Source organism: Solibacillus sp. FSL R7-0682 (genome assembly GCF_038005985.1).
Taxonomy (GTDB): domain Bacteria; phylum Bacillota; class Bacilli; order Bacillales_A; family Planococcaceae; genus Solibacillus.
In genome coordinates this window covers 3742501-3762524 of record NZ_JBBOUI010000001.1, presented here as the reverse complement: position 1 = coordinate 3762524, position 20024 = coordinate 3742501, and the positions used below count along the sequence as shown (strand labels likewise).

Sequence of the window (20024 nt, the reverse complement as noted above, 5' to 3'; positions counted from 1 at the left end):
TTGTATTTTATAAAGAGTAAAAATTCATCGTGAAGTATGGCTGATTTTTATCGTTGAAATTAACCCCTACAAAAATATGTGTAAATTCTTTTCGCAAAATATTTTCCCGATGACCAAGGGAGTTCATAAGTGCTTCATGAGCATAGATTGCGCTATATTGACCGTACGCTAAGTTTTCGCCCCACCAATTGTAATTCATGCCAGCGTTTTTCATACGGTCGCCAGCTCGTAAACCATTTAGATCGACGTGACCGAAATAATTATTTTCAGCCATGCTTGTACTATGCTTACGTGCTACTAGGTTATTGTCTGGTGTATATATTAAAGGGTTCAATCCTTGTGCTACTCGGGCTTGGTTAATTAATTCTACCATTAAGTTTTCGAAGCTATCGCGTAAACCGGTAGTTTGTGTCGCGAAAAAGCCTGGCTTCGACATTTCAGTTTGGGCCTTCACCCAAGTTACTGACCGTATTTTATAGTTTTGATGTGCATCATAGAAAAAGGTAACGTAGTGTTGATCGATTAAATATGTTCCACTCGTTTCATTTTCATATTTATCAATATAGTTTTGTGTATATCTCACATTATTTTTTTGGATACTTTTCAAGGGTGTACCGTATTTTGCTTTTACTGAATCCCGTGAGTCACCTACTGTAATACCAAATATAGATTGACCAGTTCGAGTTTCGTAGCCACCAACGGTATTGTCATTTTTTGTTCCAACTAAGCGAAATTGCTTGTAATCGGACGTAGGCATTTTCCAAAGCATATCGTATTCAGAAGAAAATGTTTTAACCGCGTTAGTTGTTTCAACTTTTGTTACTGTTTGTTTCATCGTAGTAAATGGAATCGTAATTTCTTGGTTCATTGCTTTTCCCTTTGTCGATTTTAAATTGTTAGTCACGATAATTTTATATTGGCTATTATAGTTTAAATCGGAAGTTGGTTTCACCTTTAAAACGTTGCCTGAAGCAGAAGCTGTGATCTCTAACTTTGTATTATTTTGATCTACTAGGTAGACGTTGTATGCAATTGATTCCTCTGCAATTGCATGGTTGAATGTTATCTTCCATTCTTTATTGATTGGTATATTTGAATAGGGTTCCCATGTTTTGGACCAAGATGCATTTGTAACGAGTAAACTTGCACTAAATATTAGAGGAATGATGGTAGCCACCACTAACCCAGCTTTTTTCATTGTTCATTTCCCTTCGTCTCTCTATTTAATTAACGAAGAGTATTTTATAATGATAGGCTACAAATTTCATGTAACTCGTTTGAGCAAAAAGCTTGCGTTTGTTCTGTAAGTTTATAAATAAGGAATATAGAACTAGTTAACGACAGATAAAATGAATGTATATACATTTTATTGTTCTTATGTATTATATTGTGTGGTTAAGATATTTTTGATTAAAGTACTTATTTAATAACGTTAAATAGAAAAAAGTATAATAAAATTAAGTTTTCCACTATATCGAATCAAAAATTCACATTTTCGACATTTTAAACTAGGTAATTTAACTCATTTTATAAGGATAATTCGACTTTAATTTTACAAAAGGGCATAATTTATTGGGATATAAATGAAATGGGGTGAAAATACTCAATATTTTCAGCGGAAATGTAGAAAGCTAGGAAGAAAATTGCAAACTCATAAAAAAGAGAATTTCATTACATAAAAAGTAAAACAATTTGTTTTTTCTATACAGTTTCAAGTAGTTTTAGCCGATATAAAAAGCGTAAAACTTTCAGAAAAACCGTTTCAAATCCACAAATTTAAAAAGGAGGTATTGTCTAAATGGACTCGAAAAAAACACATAAGCTATCAAAAGCTACAGTAGCAACAGTTTTAGCAGCGAGTGGTGTCATTGTAGCATTGCCGCAGCCAACGAATGCTTACTCATTTAGCGATTTAAATCCAAATTCCGATTATTTTGAGCCGATCATGGATTTGGTTAACCGTAAAATTTTATCCGGTTATCCAGACGGCACATTTAAACCAAATAAAGCAATTACGCGTGAAGAGGCAGCGAAAATGCTAGCACAAACGCTTAATGTCAATATATCCAATCCATCAAACCCTCGTTTTAAAGACGTGCCAATGAGCAATTCGAATTATCGTTACATTGCGGCATTAGTAGAAGCAGGGGTAATTAATGGATTCCCAGACAATACATTTAAGCCAAAAGAGCCGATTACCCGTGCACAAATGGCGAAGATTATAACATTAGGCTTTAAGCTCGGCGTTTCTACGAAGTTAAATCATGGCTTTAAGGACGTTTCGAGCGATCATCCGAATGCGTATTTTATTCAAACAATGTTAGATTTAAATATTACAAAGGGGACTTCGATCGTTACGTTTGAGCCATTTAAAACGGTAACTCGTGGGCAAATGGCAACATTTATTTGGCGTGCTGAAAATGCCGATCGTGGAAATCCAACATATACAGTAGGGGACGTAACTGGTGACAAAATTTACATTAATGGAGTTGCACATACAATTGCGCCGCATTTACGTAGTATTTTAAATGCATCCAATAAAAATATTTTAAAGGGTGCGTTCATTGAAGGTACATATTCAGGTACAACATTAACAAACATTTCGAAATTAACGATTAATGCGAGCGGGACATCATCTAGATTATTAGCGCTAGATGGGAGTTATACATCATTTGCAGGGGAATTAATTATTAATGGTAGCTATTTACGCTTCAAAAATATTAATTTCACGGGTCGTGTTGAAGTAGCAACAGCGCCTCGTCGCACGTTGGCAGCACTTGAGAATGTGCGTGTAGCAAGTATTGGTACAATGGCCAGTTTTATCGATTGGAATAAGCCAACTGAACCAAATAATGAAGATTTCTTAAATCCAAGCGATGATGAAACGTTACAGGACAAGCCAGATCCAAACAAGCCACCACATTTACAACCATACAAAGAGAGAATGGCGAATATTAAGCAATACATTGATTTTGATAGCTCAGATATTCGTAATTTATATATTTCAGGTGATCGTGCATTTGTTAAATCAAATTATGATATTGACCGTTTAACAGTGAATGGTGATGTTACGAATATGGAGCTTTATGCAGATGTCAATGCGATGTATGTTGACACGGATTATAATGTGACGTTCTTCGGCGAAAACGACATTAAATACGTATACAAAAATACGTTAAAAAATGTGTTCTTTAACACAAATAGTGTGTATGAATACTACTACGTAACAAATAGCAATGGCTATACGAATATTGGTGATCATGTAATAATCGACAATGCGATTATTCCACCAGGAAAAACGGTTAATGATATTTTTGATGATTATAAAACAGATGATCCAAATATTGGATGGATTGAAGATTCGGATGGTAAACCAGTGGACCGTGATCCAATTGATAACACGGTGATTCCAGATGTGACATCTCCGGAAATTCTTCAATTAGATGTTAAGGCGGGCGGGACAGTTGCGGATGTGACGTTAACTGCAAATGAAAACGGTACGTACTATTATATTGTGCAAAAAGCGGACTTAAAGCCACCATCAATTAATGAAATTAAAACAGGCGGGAAAAAGCATAGTGGTAGTGGTAAAGTCATCATGGACGAGCCAGTTACGTTCCAAGTAACGGATTTAGAGTCATTAACAGAATATACGATTTATGCCATTGTCATTGACGGTGCAGATAACGTATCAAATAAAAAGGATAAAGACTTTAAGACGGTAGATAGTAAGCCGCCGACATTGAAGTTAGAGCCTGGCGACAAAATGTTTGGTGGAAAACGTGTGCAATTTAAAATTACGCCAAGCGAAGCCGGAACTTACTATTACTATATTCGTCCAGATACTTCTGCAGCAAAACCAACAGTAGATGATGTTATTCAAAATCATACGGGTAATGGTAAAGCGACAGACCCAGGGATTATTACAATTACAGAATATAAACACGGTGTTAAACCAGCCCTAGAAGAAATTCGACCAAACCAAAAATATCAAATCTTTGCAGTTATGGTTGATGATTCGGGAAATAAAGGTCGACTTGTGGAAGAAATATTGATTACTTCCGAGGGGCCAGATGAAATTAATCCATTCGTTTCGGATAAAGCACTTACTTATGATAATACCAATACTGATAAAAATTATTTTTATTTATCAGTAAGTGAGGAATTAGATAAAAAAACAGCTGAAGATATTAATAACTATGTTTTATCAGGGACAGGTATTATTAACGTAACGGGTCAAAAGGAAATTAAACCTTCAGAAGTAGTTTATATTGGTGGCCCCACTCCAAAAGTACGTCTAACAATTCCATCGATAACAGGTTTTGTTAAGGGTGATACATTGCGAGTAACAGTATTACCAGGTGTAAAAGATTTGGCAGAGAATCCTTTTGAAAATGTTGACACAATACCGAATAATGCAGTACCACGTAATGAAGCAATATATATTCACGAAGACCCTTTAAAGCCTATAATAAATATTACAAAACTTACACCGGGTACAGATAAGTATTTAGTAGAAGTTGAAACGAATAAGGCTGGTACGTATCACTATATGATTTTACCGAAGGATTACGATTTTACGGCTAAGGGGATTACAAATCGTGATTTTGTAGATGAGTTTGATCCAAGCTTAGCTTCCCAATCTGGAAAGTTCTTAGATAACTTTAATAATAAAGAGTATGTAATTTCTGCAGGAAGTTTAAGTAACCAAAAAGGACCAGCCGAGTTAGGAAAAAGTGAATTGCCTCCGATTGCAAAACCGGCCAATTTAAATCCATTTATTAGTTACTCAATTTATATGGTTTTAAAGGATCGATCTGGCCAACTTTCAGAAATTAAATCAATACCATTGGTAGCGGATACAAAACCACCGTTAGTAGAAGAGTATAAGGTAACTTCAGTTAATGGGTTTGATGATAGAGTTAATGTAAACTTAAAGGTTGATGAGGCAGGGTTTTTACATGTTATTCCTATTCGAAAGTATAATAAAAATCCAGATGGAACGGTGACTTTTAATAAAACTTACTTCAATCCAGATGGTACATTAAAGCCTCTTCCTTCAAGTGTATCTGATTTAAATACATTTAAAACATTTGGGGGATCAAATTATAAAGGAGATATTAGTTTTGAGAAAGGAACACCTTCTCCAGAAGTAAGTGGTCTAGTAGCTCATGAAGAATATGGTATGTATATTGCTGTATCTGATGCGTTCGGAAACTTTACTCTTGTTGATCGTGCTGATACGACTTCTACGCCAATCCCATCTACTGAACCAAATGGTGAAAAAATGATGGCAACATTCTATACAGATGGAACGAAACCAAAAATTGTTACGGATAAGTCTAGAAAAGGTGCGCCAACAACAGTATCTGATGAGGCAATTATTTACCGCGACGGTGAAATCGATAATGCAGATTCAACATTTACGATTACATTTAGTGAAATAATTATGCGTCAAGAAGGAAAAACAGATGCGGATGTATCGATTTATAATAAATCTTCAATCCCAGCAACAGGTACATTTGATTTAAGTAGTATTTTAAAAATAGAAGATGGTGCAGGAAGTAATGTTACTAGTGATTATAAATTTGTAAGTTATACGGTTGGGACGACAACAAATTCAGAATCTAAACTAGTAATTAAAGCGAAGGATTTAATTACTGCAAATCAGACAATTAAGGTGACAATGTTAGATACAAAAGATCCGAATGATAAATACATTGCTTACGATTATGCAGGACGTAACGGATTTGATACAAATAATATTGGTAAATATGCTTGGCCTGGCCTTGTTCAAAGCACGATTAAAGATGCTGTTCTTACTGGAAAAAATATTGGTACCGTGAGTTACCCTGCATCGAATACAATGCGAGCAATTGTATACTTAGATATAGATTTAACATTAAATCAATCTTACTATTATGCAGTAACAGATTCATCAAAAACATCAGTTAATCCGCAATTAGTGCTGGACTTAGTCAAAAATCCGAATACACCAAATAATGATATTCTTGCGTACGGATCAGGGATACCACAAGTGAATACCCCTGCAGATAAACAGGCTACGCTTAATTTAACAGCACCGCCACCAACAGGAAACTTCACCCCTGTATTTACAAAAGGTAACAATATTTTCATATTTACTATAGATAAGTATGGTAATATTATTTGGGCAAATAATGAAGGAACACAAATTAAATATAGATCAATTAGTAATGATTTAAATATTACCTTTTAGTATTGAACTTCGAATTTAACCTTATAATTAAGTGGGTTCTACATTGCTCCGGCTGTGTAGAGCCTTGTTTACTTTCTTTTACAATTTTAATAGCCACTACTCTTACAAACTAACTTCAACCACCTACCAAATTTTCTGCTACAATAAATTAACAGTATATTCTAAAAATTAGGAGGGGTAGTATGGAGAAAATATCGGACATGGCACCCGCATTAAATGACGAAAGCTTGGCAGCAATTGATGAAGCGGTTGAAACGATTTTAGGAGGAGATAAGGCAACACTTACGATTCGTGATCGGGCAACAGGTACTATTTTATATACATACCGTGGAGATCATTTAATGCGCCCGGCATCCAATATGAAAATTCTTTCGGGTGCAGCTACACTCGCAAAACTTGGGGAGAAATACCGATTTAAAACACAACTCTTTATGGATGGTACTTTAAATCATGGCGTATTAAATGGCAATGTTTATGTGTTAGGTCAAGGAGATCCTACGATAAGTGAAGCGGATTTGACGCATTTTGCGAAAGTGTTAAAAGAGCGCGGCATTGAAAAAATTGATGGTCAACTTGTTGGGGATGATTCGTATTTTCCAGGGGATACGTTGCCCCCTGGAGTTGATGAAGAGGGGGAGACCCATTATTACGGGGCACGTGTTTCGGCGATTACAATGTCACCGAATTCAGACTTTGATGCGAGCACAATTATTGTGACTGCAATCCCTAAAAACGTAGGAGAAAAGCCTACTTATAACGTTATTCCAGACTTGTGCGGCATGCACATTACAAATGAAGCAATTACCGTTGCATCCGGCGAAGAAAATACATTAGAAGTTCGACGAAGAAATGGTACAAATCAAATTGTTATTTTAGGCAATTTACCACAGGAGGAGAACGCAAAAGTATGGGTATCGATGCAAAATCCAACAAAAAACACCCTCCAACTTTGGAAGGGAATTTGTGAAAGGGAGGGTATTGAGTTTTTACAAGACGAGGTTGTAGCAGCGGGGATTGTACCACAAAAGGCGCAACTTATTTATACTCATAACTCATGCACAGTGGGTGAAATTTTTTCAATCTTTATGAAGCTAAGTAATAATAGTATTGCAGATATATTCACGAAAACAATGGGGAAACTTCAGTATGGTGTTGGGGATTATGAAACTGGGATTCGTGTTATAAAAGCCTATTTAGATGAACAACAAATTGAGATTGAAGATTGGCGATTTGTGGATGGATCAGGACTTTCGCATGGCATCCGTCTTTCCTCTAACGGAATTTCAAAGCTACTGTTTGAGCTACAAAAGGAAGCCTACTTTAATATTTTTTTCGATTCCTTACCGGTAGCTGGTAATACGGATCGATTAATTGGGGGCACACTAAAGGATCGATTTTTAGAGTCGGAGTATGAAAATCGTATTTTTGCAAAGACCGGCTACATCCACGAGGTCAACACGCTGTCAGGTTATTTGATAGGAAATAGTGGGAAGCAGTACATCTTTTCTGTGATGCTTGAGGGACGAGAAGAAGGCATCCCATTTTTAGATAGCGGGCTGAAAAAAATTATCGCAACATTATAAACAAGACGTTGAATCGCAACTTGCATCTTATTAAATATGAAAATACGAAACTTTAATATGCCTCCTTCCGTATAATAGGGAGGAGGTGGAAAATGAAGAAAAGAATTGAAGGGTTAGATGCGTTAAGGGGTTTTGCGCTGTTTGGCATTTTAGTGGCGAATATGTTGCATTTTCAATATGGGAATATAACTTTTGATAGTATTCAACCCGATACATGGTGGGATAAATTCGCATTTTATTTCACAAAAATTGCAGTAGAAGGTTCGTTTTATCCGATTTTTGGTTTCATGTTTGGTTACGGTATTATTCAATTTGTTCGGTCATTAGAAAATCGTGAGCTAAAAACAAGAGGACCTTTATGGCGGAGAGCTATCGGGCTGATGGTATTAGGTGGCTTACATATCGCACTTATATGGGATGGCGATATTTTATTAACATATGGCTCAGGTTTACTCATTTTTATGCTTTTTATAAAACGAAAGGTACGTACGTTACTTATTTGGGCAAGTATTTTAATTCTTATTTTTATACCACTTGGTGCATTAAAAACGGGTATGCTCAGTCAGTTATTACCAAGTACGACAGAATTGACTGAAATTTATTCAAGTGGGACGTATTGGGAAGTTGTGCAGTATCGTATTGGTAATTTTGAAGAATTTACGGGCTTCATGCTGTTACTTCTAGCAATCTTTATCCCAATTATACTTGGCTTTATTTCAATCTTTTCATTTGTTATTGTAGGTCCATTTGTATTGTTAGGCATGGCATCTGGAAAAGTAAATCTTTTTGCTGCCATTGAGGGTAACACAAACCGTTTCAAACAGTTATCGTTGCTTGTTCCTTTAGGGTTAGTACTCAAATCAATGCTATACTGGGATCATTTCATTGGGCAGGCGCTCTATACAGCTGGTACCTACGTGCTAGCAATTGGCTATATCGCTTTATTTATGTGGGTATTTAATTTAATGAAGGAACGTCGAGTGACAAAATCTTTCGCTAACCTTGGACGTATGTCCCTCACAAATTACTTAATGCAATCAGTTATTTGTACGATGATTTTTTATGGCTACGGTCTAGGTATGTTTGGACAATTAGGAGTAGCACTTGGTGTTGCTCTAGCTACTGTTATTTTCATATTGCAGCTAATGCTGGCTAACTGGTATGCAAAACGCTTTGCAATTGGCCCGGTAGAATGGGTGTTAAGGAAATTTGTTTATTTGTAAGGAATTATTGAAATTAATGATTGGTAGACATTTTAAACGCAGGCTTCAAAACAAAGGATCTTTATCGGCAAGAAAAAAAGTAGTGAAATGGACCGTATAGGGGGAATAGCGTGACACCTGAGACAACAGGCTCAGGCGTCACGCCCCCGCAACGGAAACCAATTACAAAAAAACATCATTTTTCTCACTCGAGAAAAATGATGTTTTGGTTTTGTCCGAGCCTCATTAAAAATTGAATCGCCGTAAAAGCACTTGCTCGATAATATCGACTACTTTATACATGAAGGTTGCGAGCAGTACAATCATGAGTAGCGCAAGAAAAACTAGGTTAAAATTAAATACTTGGAAGCCTGAGATAATTAAATAGCCGAGCCCTTTGGAAGACACTAAAAACTCTCCGACAATGACACCGACCCAGCTTAACCCAACATTTACTTTCAGTGTTGAAATAATTGTCGGTGTCGAAGCAGGGAGAACGACATGCCAAAAGGTTTGCTGTTTAGTAGCATGAAACAGTCGCATTACTTTTATATAGTTTTCATTTACCTGCTGGAAGGCAGAAAAAATGACAATTGTTGATATGATAACAGAAATTAATATCCCCATGACGAGCACTGCCATGATATTCGGTCCAAAAATAACGAGAATAATTGGTCCAATCGCCACTTTTGGCATCGCATTCAAGACGACTAAATAAGGATCCATTACTTTGGCTACCATTGTGGATGACCAAAGGAAAATCGCAAGTAGTGTACCGAGAATTGTACCTAGAAGAAAGCCGACAACCGTTTCTAATAAGGTAACGACGACATGAGGGAATAGGGATCCATCTGATATTTTTGCGATAAATAGCTGAATGACAGCAGTAGGGCTACTAAATATTAACGGGTCGAGCAGTCGATAGCGTGTCGACAGCTCCCAAAAGACAAAGAGTGCAACAAGTAGAAGCAATTGAAGCAAACGGATTTTACGGCTTTCTAGCTTTCGCTTTCGTTTGTATTCATCCTGTAATAGTTGAAGATCCATTCGCATCGAGCTCCTTCCAAATGGATTGGAATAATGGCTTAAATTGTTCAGCGTTACGCGCATCAAAAGGGAGTAGCTTTCGAATTTCATTAGGGACGATGAATGTTTTAATAATTGTGCCTGGGCGGTTACTAAATAAGTAAATTTTATCACTCATCGCAATCGCCTCTTCAATATCATGGGTTACTAAAATCGCTGTTTTGGAGAAACGTTTTAACGTTTCTGACACGAAGTTTTCTAGGGCTAATTTGGAACGGAAATCGAGTGCAGAAAATGGTTCGTCAAGGAGTAGTAATGTTGGGTTAACTGCAAGTGTACGGGCAAGTGCAATACGTTGACGCATCCCACCTGACAGTTGCGGTGGATAAAGCTTCGCTGTATGAGCAAGTTCAAATTGTTGAAGTAATGAATGGACAATTTCCGGATCCTCTTTTTGATTGATTGTCAGCCCAAGTGCTACGTTCTCCTCAATCGTTTTCCAAGGAAATAAAAAATCCTGTTGTAGCATATAGCCAATTTCCGTTGATGGCGTTGTAAATGTTAATTGACCGGCAGTTGGTTCAATTAGGCCAGCAATAATCGAAAGTAATGTGGATTTACCACAGCCACTCGGACCGATAAAGGAAATAAATTCACCTTCCTCGGCGGCGAATGAAACATCCTCAAGCGCGGTCGTTACACCTTGATCATTAAAAAAGTGATGTGCAATATGGTGCCCCTCAACGAAAGTCATTTACTTCACAACCGCATCAGCAATGGACCGATTTACGAGCTGTCCGTAAGTTACCTCATAATCAAGTACACCAGCTTCGGTCATTACATCAAGTAAATTTTGGAATTCCTCTTCGTCAATAATAGGATCCTTTGCATAGGATTCTTGATCTCGGTAACGTGTCACGACCTTTTCAATTAGTGCAAGATCCGTATCCTCAAAATAAGGGGCAATCGATTTTGCCACTTCTGCAGCAGATGACTCATATACCCATATTTGGGCTTTGTATAGTGCTTTTGTGAAGTTTTTAACCATCTCTTCATCTTCTAAAGTACTTTCTTTTGTCATAAATCCAGTATAAGGGATTTCGCCGAGTTCCTCACCGAACGATGCCACGATTTTCCCTACACCTTGTTGTTCAAAAACGCTAGCAGTGGGTTCGAAAAGCTGTACATAATCCCCTGTTCCAGATGCAAAGGCATTCGCAATATTAGCAAAATCAATATTTTGAATCAGTGTTAAATCTTTATGCGGGTCAATTCCATGTTTCTTTAACACAAACTCCCCTGCCATTTGCGGCATTCCACCAACACGTTGCCCTAAAAATGTACTACCATTCAGCATAGTCCAATCAAAATTCTCTACTTCTTCTCGGGCAACTAAAAACGTCCCATCTGTTTGAGTAAGCTGTGCGAAGTTGACAACGACATCATTTGGATTTTGCCCAGCTACATAAACCGAAGTTTCTGCGCCAATTAATGCGATGTCGATTCCATCAGAAAGTAGGGCAGTCATCGTTTTATCCCCACCAGGGATGGTCGTCAAACCGATATTTAAGCCTTCTTCCTCAAAAAAACCTTCTTCGATTGCAACATAAAGAGGTGCATAGAAGATCGAACGTGTTACTTCACCCACCTTCACTTCTTGCAATTCCTTATCTCCACAGCCAACTAAAAGCAATAGAAGCCCAAAAAATAAGGCGTATCGAATCCATTTCATTTAGCCATCCTTCTCTCCTTGTAATAATCACTAGCATATGCGGCGAGTAGGCGAGGGGTGTTTAGGAAAGGATTGGAAGATGCAAGGGGAAATGAATCATAATCGTAATTTGTCCAAATATCATGTAAGATGGAAAAGAGTATAGCCTAAAGGAGCAACAACCCGTGGAGAAAAAAATGCACATAAAACGCCCTAGATATCAAATTATTGCTGAAGATATAGCTGCAAAAATTGTAGAAAAAAAATACATCGTTGGTGAAAAGATCTATGCAAGATCTTCGCTTGCCTCTCAATACGGTGTTTCATCTGAGACTGCTCGTCGCGCTATTGCAGTACTACAAGACTTAAATATTGTAGAGGCGACAAAGGGTAGTGGTGTAGTCATCGTTTCTTATGAAAATGCGGCGCAATTTGTGCATCGTTTAGATGATGTAAAATCGGTTCGTGAGTTACAACAGGAGTTAAATAGTAGTATTGAAAAGCAAATTACAGAATTACATCAATTACAGGGTACATTGGCGGAAATGGTCAATCGTACAAATCGCTTTCAATCCATTAACCCATTTGTTCCATTTCAAATAGAGATTTCGGAGACTTGTCTTTTTATTTCAAAAAATATTGGTGAAATCAACTTTTGGCAACAAACAGGCGCAACGATTGTTGGAATTAAAAAAGGTGATGAGTTAGTGCTTTCGCCAGGTCCGTATGCGACTCTTTCCATTGGAGATACACTTTATTTTGTAGGAAATGATGCAACGTACTCTAATGTAAAGCAGTTTTTAAACAGCTAATTTAGTTGTACTGAAAAAAGTGGTTGGAACTAGACCAGAAAAATGAGTGTTAATGGGATATCAACGGTCCATAAAAGGCCGATTGGTGAAGACAATCAATGATTTGATAATACCCATTGATTGAAATATTAGTATAAGAAGTAACAACTTTGTAATAGAAATGAATATACTTTTCTTAGATTAAATGAGTATTCAACACAAAAATTATTAAAGATGGATTATTTATTCTCTTTCAATCCTTTTAAAGCCCTCTGTTATGAGGGTTTTTTTATTTTGTAAAAAAATATCGTATAGACAAAAGTGTTATGTAGCGCACGTTTACAGGATAGAAATGATTGTCGCTTATTTGACAAAGTAACAACCTTTATGTAACATTGAGGTTGTCAGTAATAACAACTTTAAAATAAAAGTAAGTTGTTACTTTTTGAAAATAACATTTTGTAGGGTGTGAATTATGGAGAAGATTAAAATAAGCAATGTCACCAAAATTTTCGGCAAAAACAGTGCAGGTGCATTGAAGTTAGTCGAACAACATCAATCAAAAGAAGAAATCCTGAAAAAGACAGGTGCTACGGTTGGTGTATACGAAGCTAATTTAATGATAAAAGAAGGCGAAATTTTCGTTATTATGGGGCTTTCAGGAAGTGGTAAGTCAACACTTATTCGTTTATTGAATCGATTAATTGAACCGACAAGCGGTGATATTTTTATAGATGGAAAAAATATTATGAAAATGAATAAAAAAAGTTTGCAAGTTGTACGCCGTGAGAAAATGAGCATGGTCTTTCAAAATTTTGCGTTGTTCCCTCAAAGAACAATTTTAGAAAATGCCCAATACGGTTTAGAGATTCGTGGTGTACCAAAGGAAGAAAGAAGATTGAAAGCAGAAAAGGCTTTACAGAACGCGGGTTTACTTGCATACAAAGATCAATATCCAAGCCAACTTTCAGGTGGTATGCAACAACGTGTTGGATTAGCACGAGCACTTGCAAATGATACGGAAATTATCTTAATGGATGAAGCTTTTTCTGCGCTCGATCCTCTCATTCGAAAAGAGATGCAAGACGAGCTACTGGAACTCCAAGCAAATTTACAAAAAACAATAGTATTTATTACACATGATTTAAACGAGGCGCTTCGAATAGGTGATCGGATAGCTATTATGAAGGACGGCAAAATCATGCAAATTGGTACGGGGGAAGAGATTTTGACAAATCCTTCTAATGACTATGTCCGAACGTTTATAGAAGATGTAGATCGCTCAAAAGTGTTAACAGCAGAAAACGCGATGGTACGTGCGATGACTGTCAATATCGAGCATGACGGACCAAAAGTGGCGTTACAACGCATGCGTGAAGAGGAAGTAAGTGTGTTGCTTGCTGTGGATAAATATCGTCAATATCAAGGGTACATTACTGCAGATGATGCATTGCAGCTGTTGAACAAAGGTGAAAAGACACTGAAATCAATCATCAAAAATGATATGCCAATCGTTAAATCGGATACGGTGCTTCAAGAAATATTATCTATTATCTCAGATTCACCAACTCCTATTGCGGTCGTCGATGAAGGAAAATTACGTGGTGTACTCATTCGAGGAGTAGTTTTAGAAGCACTTGCTTCAACTACACAGGGGGGTGACTCGAATGAATAAATGGCTCGATAACATTCCTGAAATACCTGTTGCGGAAAATGTAGAACGTTTCATGGATGGTGTAACAGATACATTTGCAGGTGCCTTTAAATTAATACAAAACAGTGGTACTAGTTTAATGGGAACTGTAACTGATTTACTAGTAGCCATTCCACCCATACTATTTATTGCTATCGTTGTGATCATCTCATTTATTGCTACGAGAAAAATTTTTGGCCTCGCATTATTCTCTCTAATTGGTTTGTTGTTTATCTACAACCAAGGTTTATGGGAAGAGTTAATGAATACTTTTACACTCGTATTATTCTCAAGTTTTATTGCGATATTACTAGGTGTACCAATTGGGATTTTAATGGCGAAAAGTAAAGTCACAGAAGAGATTATTAAGCCGATTTTAGACTTTATGCAAACGATGCCAGGGTTCGTTTATTTAATTCCTGCTGTAGCCTTCTTTGGAATTGGCGTTGTACCGGGTGTATTTGCTTCGGTAATATTCGCACTTCCACCAACTGTTCGTTTTACGAACTTAGGTATTCGACAAGTTCCAAAAGAATTAATTGAAGCATCGGACTCTTATGGTAGTACAACGAGTCAAAAGTTATTTAAAGTCGAGTTGCCACTTGCCAAATCCACGATTATGGCGGGGATTAATCAAACAGTTCTATTATCCCTTTCGATGGTAGTAATCGCCTCTATGATTGGGGCGCCTGGATTAGGTCGAGAAGTATTGTCTGCCTTGCAGCGTGCGCAAGTAGGTAACGGATTTGTAGCGGGAATTAGTTTAGTTATTTTCGCGATTATTGTAGACCGTTTAACACAAAGTTTTAACAAGAAAAACGTAAACTAGGGGGAAATTATTAATGAAGAAAGCAAAGTATTTATTAGGTGTAGCCACTTTAGGTGCGATGACATTTTTAGCTGCCTGTGGAAATGAAGGCTCAGATTCTAGTGCTTCTGATAAAGATTTAGGGGATATTAATTTAGCATATGTGGAGTGGGATACTGAAATCGCATCGACGCATGTTGTGGCACAGGTATTAGAAGATATCGGCTATGATGTATCGGTCACACCATTAGATAATGCCATCATGTGGGAGGCTGTATCGAAGGGAGAAGCTGATGCGATGGTCGCTGGCTGGTTACCGGGTACGCATGCAGCACAATTTGAAAAATATGGGGATAGCTTAGTTGATCTAGGTCCGAACCTAGAAGGTGCGAAAATAGGTTTAGTCGTACCAGCTTATATGGATGTCAATTCAATTGAAGACTTAAATTCAGAAGCTGGTGCGGTGATTACAGGTATTGAACCAGGAGCAGGTATTATGAGTGCGACTGAAACGGCATTAGATACGTATCCAAACTTAGCTGAGTGGTCTCTATTACCATCTTCGTCAGGTGCGATGACGGTGGCGCTAGACCAAGCGATTAAAAATGAAGAAGAAATAATCGTGACAGGGTGGAGTCCACACTGGAAGTTCGCATCGTATGATCTGAAATATTTAGAAGATCCAAAAGGTGTTTATGGTGGAGATGAGAATATCCACACATTTGTGCGAGAAAAATTAGAAACAGAAGCACCTGAAGCGTATAAAGTATTAGATGCATTCCATTGGACGCCAGAAGATATTGAAGAAATCATGCTTGAAATTAATGCTGGTGCAAGTCCAAAAGAGGCAGCTGCTAACTGGATTAAAGGAAATGAAGAGCTAGTTAATGAGTGGAAATCAGCAATAGAATAATAACCATTGGGGAATGGGTGAACATATAGCAACCGGGAAGCATCTTCTATCTTGTGTATTTAGCAAGATGGGGGATGTTTTTTTATGTTCGTTAAAGTGTTTTGAAATATACACGAAAGTGAAGTGTTCATGGTACGATAAAAGAAATGATTGTAATAAGGTGGAGAAAGTGATGCTGTTAGATCAACTAAAAGGACAATTAAATAAGCCACAGCCTTTATTTTTAGGGGAAGAAACGGCATTTCGTTCCGCTGTGCTCATTCCTTTAGTCGAAAAAGATGGCGAGTGGCATGTGCTTTTTGAGGTGCGCGCATTGACGATGCGTAAACAACCAGGGGATATAAGTTTTCCGGGTGGTAAAATTGATGAAACGGATGATTCGCCACTTGCTGCAGCTTTGAGGGAAACTTATGAAGAGCTTGGAGTAAACCCCGAGTCAATTCAAATACTAGGCCATTTAAGCCCGCTTGTAACATCTCCCTCGTTTGTTGTCTACCCGTTTGTCGGGGTTATCGAGCAGTCGGAGCTTCATATGTATAATAAGGATGAAGTAGAAGAAGTAATTACTGTTCCGCTCAATTGGCTTCTTACGCATGAGCCGTACGTGCATTTTGTACCGATTGAACCGAAACCTCCTGCAGACTTTCCGTACAGTAAAATTGCGAATGGTGAAAATTATCAGTGGCGAACAAGCCGCATGGAAGAATGGTTTTATGAGTATGGCAACTATACGATTTGGGGCTTAACTGCGAGACTTTTAAAGTATTTTGTAGAAAAGATGAAATAAGGATGATAAAGAAGGAATGGTTAATATTACGTGCATTCCTTCTTTTTATTTAGATTGAAGTAGTGCAGGTGTAAGGGTGAATTTATGGATAGTGTCAGATAGGAAGTGAAATAGATTTTTTCGTGTAGTTATCGATGACCTCACAAGATCTAGGTTTGTCTAAATAAGCTTCTACGACTGTTAGCTCATCAAGCGAGAGGTTTAATACGTTATGAATGGGTAATGCACTCGTTCCGCACTTGTAAAGGCTTTTAATAAAATGTGCACTGCTCGTGCGATAATGTAGTCTACGATTTTCATGTGTCGTAACGATAACCGTATATTTCCCCATAAAATCCCTCCTTTTTCCTTCTCATTATAAATTGTATTGAAATGAATGTAAATTAATCAGTTGGAAAATTCTGAAAATAAAGAAATTCCTTAGTAAATAAAAAAAGCGGACATGATCTTTATATCCATAAGGACATTTGTCCGCTTTTTAATTATTCAATTAACGTGTTTTAAATACGCTGACTTCTGATAATAATTCATCCACGATTCCTTCAAGTGCTTCAGCGGTTGCTGAAATTTCTTCAACAACTTGAATATCACGGACAACAAAGTCACTATCATTTGCAATTTGTTACGCACAATCCTGAATTTCAACAAGCTGCTCTGTTAAGTTTCCGATAAATGTTTTTACTTGTAAGAAGTTTGTTTCGGTTTGAGCAAACATTTCTAACCCTTTTGAAACCTCTCCTAAGCTATCGTTCATTGATTCAACCGATTTTGATAATTCACGTTGAATCGCTGTAATAATTTCTTTTACTTGGATGGATGAGTTATTCGTTTGCTCCGCAAGTTTTCGAACTTCTTCTGCTACAACTACGAAACCTTTTCCATGTTCACCTGCAAGTAAGTAGAATAAATTTAGGGTTTTTAATCAGGAGTGCTAGGTTTTCGATAAAAAATAGCATATGATTAAGAGAGCATAAATAGTTGGAGGATTTATATGAAGGGCAAAAAAGGGCTATATTTAGCAGTTGGGGCAGCCATCATAGTGGCGGCTGTGTTAGATATCGCATTTAAAGGATTAGGCTATCAATTATTACAAAAGCTATTTTAAGTAAAACGTCTGACAATTATATAGGTGTCAGGCGTTTTATGTTTAAGTGGGCAATTTAAACAAGAGGGAAGGGTTTTTACCATTAAGACAGAAGTGGAAATTTCTCTATGTACGGTAAAGTACAGTATTAAAAATTGGATACTTAAAAAATTGGTTGTAGTGGAGGGGCGACTCCTGGGGGAATAGCGTGACGCCTGAGTTACAGGCTCAGTCCACGCCCCGGAAAGCGTCCCCGCAACGAAAACCAATTACAAAAACATCATTTTTCTCACTCGAGAAAAATGATGTTTTTGTTTTGTCCCAGTCTCTTGGAAATATTATAATTGGTAGAGTTTTGTATATTTTTGGTGTAAATAATCAGCTAAATACTTTGCTGATAATGGTTCACCAGTCCCTTCTAAAATGAGCTCATTAGGCTTTTTCAACGCACCATATTGATGCACCTTCTCTGTTAGCCACTGTAAAATTGGTGCAAGTTCGCCACGTGCACATAGCTCGTCAAAGTTTGGGATATCTTTGTCCATCGCATGTTTCCACTGTGCTGCATACATGAAGCCTAGTGCATAGCTAGGGAAGTATCCGAAGCTACCATCACTCCAGTGCATATCTTGTAATACACCTTGTGCATCGTTTTCTGGACGAATGCCTAAATATTCTTCGTATTTATCATTCCAAACGCGTGGTAAATCTTCTGCTTGTAAGTCTCCATTAAAGATTTCTCGCTCAATTTCATAACGAATCATAATATGCAGTGGATAAGTTAACTCGTCTGCTTCAATCCGAATGAATGATGGCTCTGAAAAATTAATGGCCTTTAAAAAATCCTCAATTTCAACTTGCCCAAATTGAGCTGGAGAATGCTTTTGTAAAATAGAGAAATTATGTTTCCAAAAATTCTCGTTACGGCCTACAAAGTTTTCATAAAATAATGACTGGGACTCATGAATTCCCATTGAAGTACCTGTTGATAATGGGAGACCATTTAATTGTGGGTCAATATTTTGTTCATATAGGGCATGTCCACACTCATGAATAGTGCCAAAAATGGCTGAACGGAAATCAGATTCACTATATTTTGTCGTAACACGAATATCTCCACTATTTAAACCAATCATAAATGGGTGTACCGTTTCATCAAGACGGCCTGCTTCGAAATCATAACCGAGTTGCTCGAGCAATTCTAGCGATGCAGCATGTTGGCCAGCTTTTGGGAAATGTTCAAATAACATTGATGTATCTGGCTTATTCGGTGAAGCTTGAATCGCCTTTACGAGTGGTACAATCGTTGTTTTTAGTTCACCAAACAATTGATCCAGCATGTTTGTTGTCATATCTGGCTCATATTTATCTAGTAACGTATTATAGGCAGAGCCGTTTTTAATACCCCAATACTGTACAAATTTCTTTTGATAGTTTATTACTTCTTTTAAGTATGGGAGGAAAATTTGATAATCAGATTTTTCCTTAGCTTCCTCCCAAGCAGCTTCTGACTTTGCTTTTAAAATCGTATACGCTTTAAATTCATTAGCCGGAATCTTTTTTGATTCATTATAGTGTTTCTTTACTTCTTCAAACAGACGATGTGTTACAAAATTTAGCTCTTCATTTTCAAGTTGATCGAGAATCTTACCAAGCTCCTCACTCGTTTGAAGTGCAAATAATTCCGCAGATAATGTGCCAATCACTTCTGCACGCTGTGGTAAACCCTTACGCGGAGCACCCGTGCGCATATCCCAGTAAATAACTGAAAGCGCCTCGGAGTAGTTCTGCATTTTTTTCACGTAATCAATAAATGTCTCCTTCATAAAAACACTCCCTTCACTTAAATTATATCGTCAACTAACATATTATGACTATTCAATATACTAATTGAATTAAATGTCTTCATCTGTTTAGTAAAAGAGTAGCTAAAGTCTATTAGATGAAAGGGAAATAATAACAGAGGATTATAACTAATATATTTTAAAAAATGTAATTTTTTATTCTCTTTATATGGTTTTTTCAGCAAATTTCATGAAAAAACGACGACTGATTGATTAACTTTAAGTTGATATATAAATAGGTAGGAACTTAAATTATTTTGCTGAAATAATAAACAGAATTTTTTTTCTTTAATAAAAGTGTTGCATAAAGAATAGAGAAGGGTGTATATTAATAAACGTTGAAG

The 20024-nt window shown here is 37.0% G+C and carries 14 protein-coding genes and 1 pseudogene; 8 read left to right on the top strand and 7 right to left on the bottom strand.

Features of this window, described 5'->3' with window-relative positions; all coding sequences use genetic code 11:
* Nucleotides 1–7: 7 nt before the first annotated feature.
* Nucleotides 8–1198: a CAP-associated domain-containing protein gene (locus MKZ17_RS18890; RefSeq protein ID WP_340725252.1), complete on the bottom strand. Its 1191-nt coding sequence runs from the start codon at nucleotides 1196–1198 to the stop codon at nucleotides 8–10.
* Nucleotides 1199–1798: 600 nt separating this feature from the next.
* Here MKZ17_RS18890 and MKZ17_RS18885 point away from each other — a divergent pair.
* From MKZ17_RS18885 to MKZ17_RS18875, 3 genes are all read left to right on the top strand, one after another.
* Nucleotides 1799–6238: an S-layer homology domain-containing protein gene (locus MKZ17_RS18885; protein WP_340725251.1), complete on the top strand. Its 4440-nt coding sequence runs from the start codon at nucleotides 1799–1801 to the stop codon at nucleotides 6236–6238.
* 182 nt (nucleotides 6239–6420) lie between these two features.
* Entirely contained in the window at nucleotides 6421–7821 is a 1401-nt protein-coding gene (gene dacB, locus MKZ17_RS18880; RefSeq protein ID WP_340725250.1) for a D-alanyl-D-alanine carboxypeptidase/D-alanyl-D-alanine endopeptidase, read from the top strand.
* A 92-nt stretch (nucleotides 7822–7913) separates the two neighbouring features.
* Nucleotides 7914–9044 (top strand): DUF418 domain-containing protein, encoded by a 1131-nt coding sequence (locus MKZ17_RS18875; protein ID WP_340725249.1) that lies wholly within the window; start codon nucleotides 7914–7916, stop codon nucleotides 9042–9044.
* Nucleotides 9045–9269: 225 nt separating this feature from the next.
* Here the strand turns inward: MKZ17_RS18875 and MKZ17_RS18870 are convergent, their stop codons facing one another.
* Genes MKZ17_RS18870 through MKZ17_RS18860 form a run of 3 tightly spaced genes read right to left on the bottom strand, consistent with a single transcriptional unit; the run spans nucleotide 9270 to nucleotide 11781 of the window.
* Nucleotides 9270–10070 (bottom strand): ABC transporter permease, encoded by an 801-nt coding sequence (locus MKZ17_RS18870; RefSeq protein ID WP_340725248.1) that lies wholly within the window; start codon nucleotides 10068–10070, stop codon nucleotides 9270–9272.
* Complete coding sequence (locus tag MKZ17_RS18865) at nucleotides 10045–10803, bottom strand: ABC transporter ATP-binding protein (RefSeq protein ID WP_340725247.1); 759 nt, start codon at nucleotides 10801–10803, stop codon at nucleotides 10045–10047. The genes MKZ17_RS18870 and MKZ17_RS18865 overlap by 26 nt, the downstream gene beginning before the upstream one ends.
* On the bottom strand, nucleotides 10804–11781 hold the full coding sequence (locus MKZ17_RS18860) for an ABC transporter substrate-binding protein (RefSeq protein ID WP_340725246.1): 978 nt from the start codon (nucleotides 11779–11781) through the stop codon (nucleotides 10804–10806).
* Between the two features lie 164 nt (nucleotides 11782–11945).
* Here MKZ17_RS18860 and MKZ17_RS18855 point away from each other — a divergent pair, with 164 nt between their 5' ends.
* From MKZ17_RS18855 to MKZ17_RS18835, 5 genes are all read left to right on the top strand, one after another.
* Nucleotides 11946–12572 carry a TrkA C-terminal domain-containing protein gene (locus tag MKZ17_RS18855; protein WP_340725245.1) on the top strand — a complete coding sequence of 209 codons (627 nt, stop codon included), beginning with the start codon at nucleotides 11946–11948 and terminating at the stop codon, nucleotides 12570–12572.
* A gap of 454 nt (nucleotides 12573–13026) precedes the next feature.
* Nucleotides 13027–14226 (top strand): quaternary amine ABC transporter ATP-binding protein, encoded by a 1200-nt coding sequence (locus MKZ17_RS18850; protein ID WP_340725244.1) that lies wholly within the window; start codon nucleotides 13027–13029, stop codon nucleotides 14224–14226.
* Nucleotides 14219–15073 carry an ABC transporter permease gene (locus tag MKZ17_RS18845; RefSeq protein ID WP_340725243.1) on the top strand — a complete coding sequence of 285 codons (855 nt, stop codon included), beginning with the start codon at nucleotides 14219–14221 and terminating at the stop codon, nucleotides 15071–15073. The genes MKZ17_RS18850 and MKZ17_RS18845 overlap by 8 nt, the downstream gene beginning before the upstream one ends.
* A gap of 13 nt (nucleotides 15074–15086) precedes the next feature.
* On the top strand, nucleotides 15087–15965 hold the full coding sequence (locus MKZ17_RS18840) for a glycine betaine ABC transporter substrate-binding protein (protein WP_340725242.1): 879 nt from the start codon (nucleotides 15087–15089) through the stop codon (nucleotides 15963–15965).
* Nucleotides 15966–16137: 172 nt separating this feature from the next.
* On the top strand, nucleotides 16138–16752 hold the full coding sequence (locus MKZ17_RS18835; protein WP_340725241.1) for an NUDIX hydrolase: 615 nt from the start codon (nucleotides 16138–16140) through the stop codon (nucleotides 16750–16752).
* A gap of 94 nt (nucleotides 16753–16846) precedes the next feature.
* On the opposite strand, the gene MKZ17_RS18830 is transcribed toward MKZ17_RS18835, so the two are convergent.
* From MKZ17_RS18830 to MKZ17_RS18820, 3 genes and pseudogenes are all read right to left on the bottom strand, one after another.
* The gene (locus MKZ17_RS18830) at nucleotides 16847–17083 is read right to left on the bottom strand and encodes a hypothetical protein (protein ID WP_340725240.1); all 237 of its coding nucleotides are present in this window, start codon (nucleotides 17081–17083) and stop codon (nucleotides 16847–16849) included.
* A 291-nt stretch (nucleotides 17084–17374) separates the two neighbouring features.
* Nucleotides 17375–17584: pseudogene (locus MKZ17_RS18825) on the bottom strand (hypothetical protein); the annotation flags it as partial.
* A 590-nt stretch (nucleotides 17585–18174) separates the two neighbouring features.
* Nucleotides 18175–19662, bottom strand: a complete 1488-nt coding sequence (locus MKZ17_RS18820; RefSeq protein ID WP_340725239.1) for a carboxypeptidase M32 — start codon at nucleotides 19660–19662, stop codon at nucleotides 18175–18177.
* Nucleotides 19663–20024 lie beyond the last annotated feature (362 nt).